A 13,009-nucleotide genomic window follows, 5' to 3' on the forward strand; every position below is an offset into this window, starting at 1 on the left:
GCGATGGCTTCAGCTCGGACGACCGGCACGACCGTACGACCGACAGGCGCACGACCGCACCACCCGCAGCCCGGGGCGGCGCGGCCCGCGCGGGCGCGCGACTGGGCGGAGATCCAGGAGCGCATGCTCGTGCCGCTCTACGAGGCGGTCCACGACCGGCTGGAGGTCGGCCCGGCGACCAGCGTGCTGGGCCTGGGCTGCCGGTCCGGACTGGCGCTGCTGCTCGCCGCCGGGCGCGGTGCCCAGGTCACCGGCCAGGAGCCGCGGGACGAGCTGCGCGAGCTGGCCCATGACCGTCGGCTGCGGGTGTGCGCGGGGGCCCGGCCGACCGCTGCCGTCCCCCGCTCGGCCCATTCGCTGGTGACGGTGTTCGAGCAGTTGCCCGGTTGCGCCGAGCCGGGTGCGGTGGTCGTCGAGGCCGCCCGGCTGACCCTCCCGGGCGGGCACGTGGTGCTGGCCGCCTGGGGCCCTCCGGAGCGCTGCCAGAGCGCCCCGGTGCTGGACGTGGCGCGTCGGCGGGCGGGCCGGACCACCGCGCGCGACCCGTTCGAGCTGAGCACGCCCGGCACGCTGGAGGACCTGCTCGCCCCGGCCGGCCTGCGCCCGGCCGGCAGCGGGCGGGTGAGCTGCCCGTTCGCCTACGCGGACCTGGACAGCGCGGTGCGCGGTCTGCTCTCCACCGGTCTGTTCGAGGCGGCCGAGGAGTTCTCCGGCGCGTCGCTGGTCGCCAAGGAGCTGGAGGAGGCGCTGCAGCCGTACCTGCGCGCGGACGGCTCGGTCCGGATGGAGAACGTCTTCCGCTACCTGATCGCCGAACGGCCCCGGTAGCGGCTGGCGGCGGCCGACCCCGACGGCGTTGGGAACGGGGCCCACGGCGACGCCCGGAACGAGACCCCGACGGCACTGGGAACGAGACCCCGACGGCGATCGGAACGGCCCCGGGCGACAACAGATCCGGCAACGACGAAACCGGGGGCGCCCGCCAGCGCGGCGAGCGCCCCCGGCCCGCCGGTTCACGCCTGGTCGAGCGACTTCTGGTCGGAGCCGGAGCCCTTCCGCGGCACCCCGGCCGCCCGGTACGCCTGCTCCTCGTCCAGCGTCTCCCCCTCCAGCAGCGCCGCCGCCAGCGCGTCCAGCCGGGCCCGCTGCTCGGTCAGCAGCCGCACCGCGTCCTCGTAGCACTCGGCGACGATCCGCCGGGCCTCCTCGTCCACCGCGTCGAGGGTGGTCGGCGCGGCGGAGAGCCCGTAGGCGCCCTGCGGGTCGGCGGGCACCGCGGTCAGCCGCCCGACCCGCTCGCTCATCCCCCACCGGCCGGCCATCCCGCGGGCGATGTTGGTGACCTGCTCCAGGTCGCTCTCCGCCCCGGTGGTGATCACCCCGTAGACCACCTGCTCGGCCGCCATCCCGCCGAGCGCGCCGATGATCCGGCCGCGCAGGTAGGGCTCGGTGTACGAGTAGCGGTCGTTCTCCGGAGTGGACAGGGTGACGCCGAGCGCCCGGCCGCGCGGCACGATGGTGATCTTGCGGACGGGGTCGGCGCCGGGCTGCAGCATGCCCAGCAGCGCGTGCCCGCTCTCGTGGTAGGCCGTGCGCTCGCGCTCCTCCTGCGGCATCACCAGCGGCCGGACGGCGCCGAGCTGGACCTTCTCCAGGGCGTCCGAGAGGTCCCGCTCGTTCACCGCGTCCTGCTTGCGCTTGACGGCCAGCAGGGCGGCCTCGTTGACCAGGTTGGCGAGTTCGGCGCCGGTCATCCCGGGGGTGACCTTGGCCAGCCGGGTGAGGTCGGCGTCGCCGGCCAGCGGGACGGTCCGGGTGTGGATGCGCAGGATGGCGGCGCGGCCGTCCCGGTCGGGCGGGCTGACGGTGATCCGCCGGTCGAACCGGCCGGGGCGCAGCAGCGCCGGGTCGAGCACGTCCGCGCGGTTGGTCGCGGCGATCACGATGACGCCCTCGGAGCCGGTGAAGCCGTCCATCTCGGTGAGGATCTGGTTGAGCGTCTGCTCGCGCTCGTCGTGCCCGCCCATGCCGCCGCCCGCGCCGCGCTGGCGGCCGATGGTGTCGATCTCGTCGATGAAGATGATCGCCGGGGCGACCTTGCGGGCCTCGGCGAACAGTTCACGGACCCGGCTGGCGCCGACGCCGACGATCATCTCGATGAACTCGGAGGCGGAGGCGGAGAAGAACGGCACGTCCGCCTCGCCGGCGACGGCCCTGGCGAGCAGGGTCTTGCCCGTCCCGGGCGGGCCGCTCAGCAGCACGCCGCGCGGCATCTTGGCGCCGAGCCTGCGGTACTGCTGCGGGTTCTTCAGGAAGTCGACCACCTCGGTGAGTTCGGCCTCGACCTCGTCGATGCCGGCCACGTCGGCGAAGGTGGTGCGCTTGCCCTGGTCGGCGGTGACCGGCTTGGGCGGGGCCTTGCGGCCGAGCGCGCCGGCGCCCAGCCCGCCGGCCATCCGGCGGGCGAGCAGCACCCAGATCAGGATCAGCAGCACCATGGGGGCCAGCGAGATCAGCAGGTTGGCGAGGAAGCTGCGCTGCTGGACCACCGGGGAGGTGGCGGTGACCTCGACGCCCTGCTGCTGCAGCGTGGTCCACAGGTTGTCGTTGGCGAAGGACGGCCGCTGGGTGGCGAAGTCGGTGTAGTCGCCCTTGCCGCCGTCCGGTTTGGGCTGGGCGCTCTTGAGGGTGCCCTCGATCGCGTCGCCCTTGGAGTAGATCTTGGTGATGTTGCCCTTGTTCAGCTGGTTGTTGAACTCGGTGTAGGAGATCGTGGTGGCGCCGGCGTTGCCGAAGAAGGACAGCAGCAGGTCGGAGATCAGGAACACCACGAGCGCGGTGAGGGCGAGCCCCATCCAGCCGCCGGGCATCCGGCGGCGGGGCGGCGGCGGGGGCGGGGCGCCCTCGGACCGCCAGGGCTGGTCGGGGGTCTGGCGCGGCGGCACGGGTTCGGTCACCCATCGGACGATACGGACGCGGGCTCGGGCGAGCCACCCGAAACGCCGCGCCGAGCACGCCCCTGACCAGCCTCGACGGGGCCCCGCCAGTGGCTGAGCACCGGTGCCCCGTCAGTGGCCGTGCCGCCCGGAGCCCCGCCCGTGGCTCAGAGGCCTCGCCGCCCCGTCAGTGGCCGCGCAGCGCCCCGCCCGTGGCTACGCCTCCGCGCCCGGCCACTCCTCGGCGGTCAGCGCGAACCGCTCGTGGTCCCGCCAGTCGCCCTGGAGGAACAGCATCCGGGGGGTGAAGCCCTCGTGCCGGAAGCCCAGCCGCTTGGCCATCGCGACCGACCGCTCGTTGTCCGGCTGCACGTTGATCTCCAGCCGGTGCAGGCCCAGCCCGCCGGCCGACTGCGGGGCGAAGCAGCGGTCCAGGACCAGCCGCAGCCCCTCCGTCATCCGCCCGGTGCCGGCGAACGGCAGGTACGCGTCGTAGCCCAGCGCGCCGTTGCAGAACCGGCCCATCACGATGTTGGCGACGTTCACCTTGCCGACCAGCCCGCCGGTGTCCCGGTCGACGATCAGGAAGGTGCGCAGGCCCGGCCCCTGGCGGTCCAGCAGTTCGGCCAGGCCGTCCGGCTCGACCGGGTTCCACCGCCCGATGTGGTCGGCGGACCGTCGGACCGCCTCGGCGTACACGTCCTTGTCCTCGGCCCGCGGGGCCCTGATCGTCACTCGCACACCACCATCATCGGGCATGCGAGCGGCCCGCCGCCCGGAAGGTCCCGGACGGCGGGCCGCTCGAACGACGGACCGGTCTACAGCAGGTCCTTGAACTCCTTGGGCAGCTCGAAGTCGGCCGGGCCCTTGCCCGCACCGAGGCCGAACGCGCCGCCGCCGGCCGGGTCCTGGTCGCCGCCCGGGCCGAGCGCGCGGCGCTGGGCGGCCGCGGCCTCCTCCTGCGCCCGCTTGAGCGGGTTGCCGCTCTTGCGCTTGCCCTTGGCCTGCGGGGCCTTCTTGCCGGACTTCTTGGCGCCGCCGCCCATGCCCGGGATCCCCGGCATGCCGGGCACGCCCTTGCCGGAGGCCATCGCGGACATCATCTTGCGGGCGTCGAAGAACCGCTCGACCAGGTTCTTCACCTCGCCGACCTGGACACCCGAGCCCTTGGCGATGCGGGCCCGGCGGGAGCCGTTGATCAGCTCCGGCTCGGCGCGCTCGGCCGGGGTCATCGACTTGATGATCGCGCCGACCCGGTTGACGTCCTTGTCGTCGATGTTGTTGATCTGGTCGCGGATCTGGCCCATCCCGGGCAGCATCCCCAGCAGCTTGGAGATCGAGCCCATCTTCTGGACCTGCTCCAGCTGCGACAGGAAGTCGTCCAGGGTGAACGCCTTCGGACCGCCGCGCAGCTTGGCGGCGATCTTCTCGGCCTCCTCCTGCGAGAAGGTCTGCTCGGCCTTCTCGATCAGCGAGAGGACGTCACCCATGCCGAGGATGCGCGAGGCCATCCGGTCGGGGTGGAAGGCGTCGAAGTCGTCGACCTTCTCGCCGTTGGAGGCGAACATGATCTGCCGGCCGGTGACGTGGGCGACCGACAAGGCGGCACCGCCGCGGGCGTCGCCGTCGAGCTTGGAGAGCACGACACCGGTGAAGTCGACGCCGTCGAGGAAGGCCTGCGCGGTGGTGACCGCGTCCTGGCCGATCATCGCGTCGACGACGAACAGGACCTCGTCCGGGTTGACCGCGGCGCGGATGTCCGCGGCCTGCTGCATCAGCTCAGCGTCGATGCCCAGGCGTCCGGCGGTGTCGACGACGACGACGTCGTACTGCTTCTGCTTGGCGTACTCGATCGAGTCCTTGGCCACCTGCACCGGGTCGCCGACGCCGTTGCCCGGCTGCGGGCCGTAGAAGGCCACGCCGGCGCGGTCGGCGACCACCTGGAGCTGGTTGACGGCGTTGGGCCGCTGGAGGTCGCAGGCGACCAGCAGCGGGGTGTGCTTCTGGCTCTTCAGCCAGTGGCCGAGCTTGCCCGCGAGGGTGGTCTTACCGGCACCCTGCAGACCGGCGAGCATGATCACCGTCGGGCCGTTCTTGGCGAACCGGACCCGGCGGGTCTCGCCACCGAGGATCGCGATGAGCTCCTCGTTGACGATCTTGATGATCTGCTGCGCGGGGTTGAGCGCGCCCGAGACCTCGGCGCCGGCCGCCCGCTCCTTGACCTGCTTGATGAAGGCCCGCACGACCGGCAGCGCGACGTCCGCCTCCAGCAGCGCGATGCGGATCTCGCGGGCGGTGGCGTCGATGTCCGCCTCGCTCAGGCGGCCCTTGCCCCGGAGGTTCTTGAACGTCGCTGCGAGGCGATCGGAAAGAGTGTCGAACACGTCGTCGCGGGTCCTCTGCGGCATCGGTATCGGTACGGTCGTCGCCCCCCAGGGTATCCGGCCGCCCCGGGTACGGTCTCCACCCGGGTTGCCACGACCTCGGAACGGACCTCGGCAGGCGCCGGCGGGCCCCGGCGGGCCGACCCCCGGCAGCCCCAGGCGGGCCCCGGCGGAACCCGGCGGAACCGCACCCCGGCGAGCCCCGAAGGCCCCCGGTACGGCTCAGCCCAGCGCCGCCCGAACCGCCGCCGCCACCTCCCCGGCCCGCCCGGCGGAGAGCGACCGCCCCTCCCCGTCGGTCAGGTAGAAGGAGTCGACGGCCTCCGCGCCCAGCGTCGAGACGTGCGCCGTCCGCACCCGCACGCCCGCCCCGTCCAGCGCCCGGCCGATCCGGTGCAGCAGCCCCGGCGCGTCGTGCGCGCGGACCTCCAGGACGGTCGCGGTCGCCGAGGCCACCGCAGGCGCCACCGCGACCACCGGCGGCGGGGTGGGGATGCCCCGGCGGCGCGGGGCGGCGGCGTCCCGCTCGGCCAGCCGGCGCGCGACGTCCAGCGAGCCGTCCAGCGCCCGGCGCAGGTCGGCCCGTAGCCGGGCGGCCTCCGGCAGCTCGCCGAACTCGGCGGCCACCCGCCAGGACAGCAGCAGCACCGGGCCGGCGCCGATCGGGTCCAGCTCGCGCAGACCGGCCGAGCGCACGGCCAGCCGGTGCAGCGCGAGCACCCCGGCGACGGTGCCGAGCAGTCCGGGCCGGTCCGGGACGGCCAGGGTCAGCTCGACGCCCATCGGCTCGGCGCCCGGCTCCGCACCCTCGGACCGCGCCAGCAGCGACAGGGCGGGCCCGCCGGTCCGGGCGGCCTCCACCGCGAGCCGTTCCTGCGCGGCGGTCGGCGCGGTCTCCACGGGCGCGGCGTAGGCGCCGGCCAGCCGGGCGGCGACCCGGGCCGCCAGGCCGTCCACCAGCGAGGCCCGCCAGCCGCTCCACGCGGCCGGGCCGGTGGCCAGCGCGTCCGCCTCGGTGAGCACGTGCAGCAGCTCCAGCTGGGCCGCGGTGCCGACCACCTTGGTGATCGCCTCGACGGTGGCCGGGTCGTCCGGGTCCCGTCGGGTCGCGGTGTCGACCAGGGTCAGGTGGTGGCGGACCAGCACCGCCAGGGTCTCGGTGTCCTCGGGGCCGAAACCCATCCGGGCGGCGACGTCCCGGACGATGACCTCGCCGGCCTCGCTGTGGTCGCCGGGCCAGCCCTTGCCGATGTCGTGCAGCAGCGCGGCGACCAGCAGGAGGTCCGGCCGGGCCACCCGGCGGGTCATCGCCGCGGCCCGCACCGCCGTCTCCACCAGGTGCCGGTCCACCGTCCAGCGGTGCACGGCGTTGCGCTGCGGACGGCAGCGCACCCGCTCCCAGTCCGGCAGCAGCCGGGTGACCAGTCCCTCCGCCTCCAGCGCCTCCCACACCGGGACGGCCGCCTCGCCCGCGCCCAGCAGGGTGACCAGTTGCTCGCGCGCCTCGTCCGGCCAGGGCACCGGCAGCGGGCGGCACTCGGCGGCCAGCCGGCGCACCGTCGCGTACGAGACGGTGAGCCCGTTCTGCGCGGCGGCGGCCGCGGCGCGCAGCGGCAGCACCGGGTCGGCGGCCGGGCGGGCGCCCTGGGCGAGCACCGCCTCGCCGTCCTGCTCGACCACGCCCTCGGCGAGCGGCCGGCGCGCGACCGTGCCCCGGGCCACCGCGCCCGCGCCACGCCCGGCGCCGGTGAACGGGAAGGCCAGCCGGGCGGCCCGGCGGCCCCGGCCGGACCGGGCGGCGAGCACCCGCTCCACCGCCCGCCAGGTGACGTCACTCGCGTAGGCGACGGTGCGGGCGGCCTCGTAGACCTGGCGCAGCAGGGTGTCGGCGTCCAGCACGCCGAGCCGTTCGGCGACCTGGTCCTGGTCCTGGAGGCCGAGCCGCTCGGTGGCCCGGCCGGTGGCCAGGTGCAGCGCGTCGCGGACGTCGGCGAGCCGCAGCGCGGCGGCGTCCAGGCCGTCCCGGGGGGCGTCGGCGAGCCAGGTGGCGGCGACGGCGTTGAGCACGACGGCGTCGCGCAGGCCGCCGCGGGCCTCCTTGAGGTCGGGCTCCAGCAGGAACGACAGCTCGCCGTGCCGCTCGGCCCGCTCCCGCCCGAGGTCGCGCAGTTCCGGCAGGCGCGCGGGGGCGCTCGCGCGCCAGTCGGTGAGCACGGCGGAGCGCAGGGCGGCGGTGAGCTCCTGGTCCCCGGCGAGGTGGCGGGCGTCCAGCAGGCCGAGCTGGGCCTTGAGGTCCGCGGCGGCGACGGATCGGGCCTCGGCGACGGTGCGCACCGAGTGGTCGAGCGCGGCGCCGGCGTCCCAGACCGGGTACCAGATCCGCTCGGGCAGGTCGGGGTCGAGCCGGCCGTCGTGCAGCAGCAGGACGTCGAGGTCGCTGCGCGGGGACAGCTCGCCGCGCCCGTATCCGCCGACCGCGACCAGCGCGACGCCGGGCGGGCCGCCGGCGGCCGCGAGCAGACCGGCCAGCCAGTCGTCGGTGAGCCGGGCGAGAGCCGCGCGGCGGGGCCGCCCGGCCGGGCCGGGGCCGGCGAGCAGCGCGGCCCGGGCGGCGCCGTAGTCGGGAGGGCTGGTCTCGGTGGTCATGGCGTTTTGGTCCCGTCCGTCGTGCGGTTGAGCGGGCGGCGCCGGACGGCCTGCGGGCGGCCGATGGGAGATCTGCGGACGGCCCGGGCGGCCTGGCGCCGATGCGCCGTCGGCGGACCCGCGACCCCTCGGGGACGGCGGGCCCGCCTGCGGCGCGTCCTACGGTTCAGGGCCCTCGACGAAGGGCCCTCAGAGGGCGTCCGGCCCGCGCTCTCCGGTCCGGACCCGGACGGCGGTGTCGACCGGGACGCTCCAGACCTTGCCGTCGCCGATCTTGCCGGTCCGGGCGGCCTTCACCAGGACCTCGATCAGCTCGTCGGCGTCCTCGTCCTCGACCAGCACCTCGATTCTGGCCTTGGGGACCAGGTCCACGGTGTACTCGGCGCCCCGGTAGACCTCGGTGTGGCCGCGCTGGCGGCCGTAACCGCTGGCCTCGGTGACGGTCAGGCCGTGCACCCCGAAGGCCTGTAGGGCGGCCTTCACCTCGTCCAGGCGGTACGGCTTGATCACGGCGGTGATGAGCTTCATCGGGCGTCGACCTCGGTCTTCTCGGTGGGCTCGGCGGTGGTCGTGTCGGCGGCCTTCCCGGCGGCCGTGGCGGCTGGCTCGGCGGAGGGCTCGGCGGCGGCCTTCCCGGCGGCGGGCCTCTCCGCGGACCTCGCGGCCGCGGCGGCGCCGACCAGGCCCGGCAGGGCCCGCGCCAGGCCCGCGCCCACCGCGCTGAAATCGTAGGCGGACTCGGCGTGTTCGGCCTGGTCGATGCCGGCCACCTCGACCTCCTCGGCGACCCGGAAGCCGACCGTCCTGTCGATCGCCTTCGCCAGCAGCCAGGAGAGGACGAAGGAGTACGCGGCGACCACGGCCACGCCCATCGCCTGCTTGCCGAGCTGCGCCGGCCCGCCGCCGTAGAACAGGCCCTTGGCGGTCTGGCCGACCCCGCCGGTGGCGAACAGGCCGATCAGCAGCGAGCCGATCGCGCCGCCCACCGCGTGCACGCCGACCACGTCGAGCGAGTCGTCGAAGCCGAGGCGGTACTTGAGGCTGACCGCGGCGGCGCAGACCGCGCCGGCGATCAGGCCGATCGCCACCGCGCCCAGCGGGCTGACCGAGCCGCAGGCCGGGGTGATCGCGACCAGGCCGGACACCGCGCCGGAGGCGGCGCCCAGCGTGGTGAACGCGCCGTGCCTGAGCTTCTCGTAGACCAGCCAGCCGACCAGCGCCGCACCGGTGGCGACCTGGGTGTTGACCATCGCCATCGCGGCGACGCCGTTGGCGGCCAGCGCCGAGCCCGCGTTGAAGCCGAACCAGCCGAACCACAGCAGCCCGGAGCCGAGCATCACCAGCGGCAGGCTGTGCGGGCGCATCGGGTCCTTCTTGAAGCCGACCCGCTTGCCCAGCACCAGGCAGAGCGCGAGGCCGGCCACGCCCGCGTTGATGTGCACGGCCGTGCCGCCGGCGAAGTCGATCACGCCGTTGCGGTCGCCCAGCCAGCCGCCGTGGCCGCCGTCGAAGAAGAACACCCAGTGCGCGACCGGGAAGTAGACGACGGTCACCCAGAGCGCGATGAACAGGCCCCAGGCGCCGAACTTGGCCCGGTCCGCGATCGCGCCGCTGATCAGCGCCGGGGTGATGATCGCGAACATCAGCTGGAAGGTGGCGAACGCGGTGACCGGGATGGTCCCGGTGAGGTCGTTCAGGCCGATGCCGCGCATCCCGAGGAAGTCCAGGTTGCCGATGAGGCCGGCGAAGGAGTCGGGCCCGAAGCTGAGCGAGTACCCGTAGAGGACCCAGAGCACGCTGACGATGCCGAGCGAGAGGAAGCTCATCGCCAGCATGTTCAGGGTGCTCTTGGCCCTGACCATGCCCCCGTAGAAGAAGGCCAGGCCCGGGGTCATCACCATGACCAGGGCCGCACTGATGAGCACGAAGGCGGTGTCGCCCGCGCTGAAGCCGTCCGGCATCGGCGTCTCCTCTGCGTGGAAGCCGATCCAAACCCGGATTACCCGTCCCGTGCCACCCGGGGTGTCGGCGATGAAGAGGAGAGTGCCGAAGGCTGGTTTCGGCCAGTGCGGCCCGTTGTTTCGCGGCCGTGACGCGTACGACGCGCGGGTTACGCCTTCGTGAACGACGGCCGTGCCGCAGGGCCGAACGGGTTACCGTGCCGCCGAACGGGACGGCCGGTGGCACGACGGCCACCGACCGTGGCGGCGGCGGCCGTCACGGTCGGCGGGGTCCTCGGGCCGGATCCGCGGCCCACGGGCTCGGGGTGCTCAGACCACCGAGACGTACTCGGGGATGTCCTGGACGACGCGCTCCTTGAGCCGGCTCACCGCGTCCACGCCCTTGAACCGGGCGGCCGCGGCCTCGGTGGTCTTGCGGACCCGGGAGTTCAGCCGCTCCGAGCGCACCTTGGTGGCGATGTCCACCGCCTGCTCGGCCATCACCGCGGCCTGCTCGGCCTCCCGCTGCAACAGGTGGACGCTGGCCATGCCGATCAGGTTGAAGGCGTACGAGCGCACGTGGTCGCCGTCCTGGCGGAACAGGTCGACCGCGCGCTCCATCACCGGCGCGGACATCGAGGCGTACAGCTGGGCGTTGTCGGAGTGGTACGCGAGGTCGCGGAAGGAGTGCGCGTTCTCGGCGTTCAGCTCGGCCGGCGAGAAGAACTTCAGCCAGTCCGGCTCCTCCTCCCCCTCGCGGATGTCGGTGAAGGTGTCCTCGGCCAGCCGGACGGCCCGGGCGCAGCGGTTCACCTCGCCGATGGTGGCGTAGGCGCGCGCCTCCATCGCGTACAGCAGGGACTGCTGGCGCGCGCTGGCGGTGTCCCGGCTGCCGTACTGCGCCAGGTGGATCAGCTCCAGGGCGTCCTCGCCCCGGTTGAGGTGGATCATCTGGCGGCTCATGTCGGTGAGGATGAGTGCGCCGAACGGGCGGTCCCCGGCCTCCTTGGCGGCGTGCAGGGCCAGCACGTAGTACTTCTGCGCGCTCGGGTGCATTCCGACGTCGTACGACATCCACCCGGCCAGGTGGGCGAGTTCGGCGGTGAGCCGGAACAGCCGCCGGGTGGTGTTCTCGTTGTACGTCTCCTGGAGCAGGTCGGTGACCTCGTGGAGCTGGCCGACGACGGCCTTGCGGCGCAGCCCGCCGCCGTTCTGCGCGTCCCACTGCCGGAACATGACCGTGGTCTGCTCCAGCAGTTCGAGCTCGGGCTCGGACAGCCGGCCGGTGAACGGATCGCCGCCGTTGGCCGCGGCGAGGATCGGGGTGGGGGCGCCGGTCGGGCCTGGGGTGAGCCAGCGCTGCATCGGCTCGATCAGCGCGGCGCCGGCGGTCAGCGCGAGCGAGGTGCCGAGGAAGCCCCGGCGGTTGAGCATCAGGTCGCTGCGGGAGTAGTCGCTGATCAGCTGGACGGTCTGCGGCGCGCTCCACGGCAGGTCGACGCCGCCGCCCACGGTGGAGACCGGGATCGCGGCGCGCAGGCCGAGGTCCTCGATCGAGACCACCGAGCCGAAGCGCTCGGAGAAGAGCTCCGACATGATCTTGGGAATCGGCTCGCGGGGCTGTTCGCCGTCGAGCCATCGGCGCACCCGCGAGGTGTCGGTGGACACGTGGTGGGCACCGATCTGCCGGGCCCGGCGGTTGACCTGACGGGCCAACTCGCCCTTGGACCAGCCGCTGCGGGCGAACCAGGTGGTCAGCTTCTCGTTGGGTTGCTTCTCTGCCATGGGAACGTCCCCATCCCGCCCGGCCCCCTCGGGGCCCCGATCGTGACGCCCGACGGTTTCGGGCCCTTGCCAGACGTACCGTGCCTGAGGTGTTGCCGTACCACGCTCTCGCACTGGTGTGCCATCGTTACGGACGGACCGTCAGATTCCCAACTCCCGCGCCCTGGCGGACCGGAGTCGATTCCACGATGACGTCCGTGTGCTGAACGTAATGCCCCGCGCGGCGCCCACGGGAGCGGCCCTGGCGAAACGCCACCTTTCGCCACCCCCACGAGTGAACCGAAGCCACGGCCCACGCGCTTCACTAGGAAGTCCGACGGCCCGGCATATGCGGGCCGCCAAGGCCTCCGGCGAAACCCGGCAGCCCCGGCAACCCACCGCAGTCACAGGCGAGTTCGACGCCCACCCTGATCGGCGGCCGCCTCGCCCACCCCACGATCCGGCATCGGTGCCGCCAGCCACAAGGCGGCGCCCGAGGCGCACCACCATGACAGGCGCACACCGGGCGCTGCACGCCGCCACCGCACAACGCACCACGCAACGGACAATCAACACACAGTCACCATCCCGTAACCATCGGCGACGGGAACCTGTTGGGGGAGGCATGGACAACCTGTTCGGCGAACTTCGACTGGGACACCTGCGGTTGACTCCGCTGGGCGCGCGCCGCCGCACCAAGGTCACCGCGTCCCAAGCCGCCGCGGAGTACACCGGCCGCTGGGGCTGGACGGTCGCCACCGGCGCCCCGGCCGGCTCCGCCACCGCCCCGACCCGCTGTCCCTGCGGCTCCGACCGCTGCGCCGCACCCGGCCTGCATCCCGTACCGGGCGGCGAGGACCGGTCCCGGGAAGCGGGCGCCGGGGGCTCGGTTCTCTTCCCCACCGGCCGCGCCTTCGACGTCCTGGACGTCCCCGAGCAGGCCGGACTACAGGCGCTGGTCCGGCTGGAGCGGATGGGCACCCAGGTCGGCCCGGTGCTCGCCCCGCCCACCGGCCGGCTGCAGTTCCTGGTCGCCGCCGGCGCCGCCCGCCGACTGCCCGACCTGCTCTACCGGATGGGCTGGGACGACGCCGCGCTCGACCTCACCTGCCACGGCGAGGGCAGCTACGTCGCCGCCCCGCCCACCGTGCTCGGCGCGCTCGGCCCGGTCCGCTGGCTGCGCCGCCCCACCCGCGACAACGCCGGCTGCCCGCCCGAGGCCCGGCTGCTGCTCGGCACCCTCGCCTACGCCTGCCACCGCGGCCGCGAGCGCACCGCCGAACCTGCCTGGCTCGCCTCGTAGGCCTCCGCGCGCCCCGCACGTCTCGGCGTGCGCCCC

The 13,009-nt window shown here is 74.3% G+C and carries 9 protein-coding genes; 2 read left to right on the plus strand and 7 right to left on the minus strand.

From position 1 onward, the window contains the following. Window positions 1-123 precede the first annotated feature (123 nt). Window positions 124-828 carry a methyltransferase domain-containing protein gene (locus tag AB0P03_RS27950; protein ID WP_363585736.1) on the plus strand — a complete coding sequence of 235 codons (705 nt, stop codon included), beginning with the start codon at window positions 124-126 and terminating at the stop codon, window positions 826-828. Window positions 829-1,013: 185 nt separating this feature from the next. On the opposite strand, the gene ftsH is transcribed toward AB0P03_RS27950, so the two are convergent. The 7 genes from ftsH to AB0P03_RS27985 all read right to left on the minus strand — a co-directional run bounded on the left by ftsH (window position 1,014) and on the right by AB0P03_RS27985 (window position 11,691). Next, on the minus strand, window positions 1,014-2,957 hold the full coding sequence (ftsH, locus tag AB0P03_RS27955) for an ATP-dependent zinc metalloprotease FtsH (protein ID WP_363585735.1): 1,944 nt from the start codon (window positions 2,955-2,957) through the stop codon (window positions 1,014-1,016). A gap of 195 nt (window positions 2,958-3,152) precedes the next feature. Then, window positions 3,153-3,695 carry a GNAT family protein gene (locus AB0P03_RS27960; protein WP_363375916.1) on the minus strand — a complete coding sequence of 181 codons (543 nt, stop codon included), beginning with the start codon at window positions 3,693-3,695 and terminating at the stop codon, window positions 3,153-3,155. A gap of 59 nt (window positions 3,696-3,754) precedes the next feature. Continuing rightward, window positions 3,755-5,320 carry a signal recognition particle protein gene (ffh, locus tag AB0P03_RS27965; protein ID WP_350882982.1) on the minus strand — a complete coding sequence of 522 codons (1,566 nt, stop codon included), beginning with the start codon at window positions 5,318-5,320 and terminating at the stop codon, window positions 3,755-3,757. Window positions 5,321-5,542: 222 nt separating this feature from the next. Continuing rightward, window positions 5,543-7,966 carry a [protein-PII] uridylyltransferase gene (locus AB0P03_RS27970; protein ID WP_363631483.1) on the minus strand — a complete coding sequence of 808 codons (2,424 nt, stop codon included), beginning with the start codon at window positions 7,964-7,966 and terminating at the stop codon, window positions 5,543-5,545. A gap of 189 nt (window positions 7,967-8,155) precedes the next feature. Next, the gene (locus AB0P03_RS27975; protein ID WP_363631485.1) at window positions 8,156-8,494 is read right to left on the minus strand and encodes a P-II family nitrogen regulator; all 339 of its coding nucleotides are present in this window, start codon (window positions 8,492-8,494) and stop codon (window positions 8,156-8,158) included. Beyond that, window positions 8,491-9,927: an ammonium transporter gene (locus tag AB0P03_RS27980; protein WP_363631486.1), complete on the minus strand. Its 1,437-nt coding sequence runs from the start codon at window positions 9,925-9,927 to the stop codon at window positions 8,491-8,493. Before AB0P03_RS27980 ends, AB0P03_RS27975 begins: the two co-directional genes overlap by 4 nt. Before the next feature lie 309 nt (window positions 9,928-10,236). Next, window positions 10,237-11,691 (minus strand): hypothetical protein, encoded by a 1,455-nt coding sequence (locus tag AB0P03_RS27985; protein ID WP_350882914.1) that lies wholly within the window; start codon window positions 11,689-11,691, stop codon window positions 10,237-10,239. Window positions 11,692-12,295: 604 nt separating this feature from the next. On the opposite strand from AB0P03_RS27985, the gene AB0P03_RS27990 reads away from it, so the two are divergent. Further along, complete coding sequence (locus tag AB0P03_RS27990) at window positions 12,296-12,973, plus strand: bifunctional DNA primase/polymerase (RefSeq protein WP_363585732.1); 678 nt, start codon at window positions 12,296-12,298, stop codon at window positions 12,971-12,973. Window positions 12,974-13,009: the final 36 nt, after the last annotated feature.

Source organism: Kitasatospora sp. NPDC088779, assembly GCF_040685395.1.
In the GTDB taxonomy this organism is placed as follows: Bacteria; Actinomycetota; Actinomycetes; order Streptomycetales; family Streptomycetaceae; genus Kitasatospora.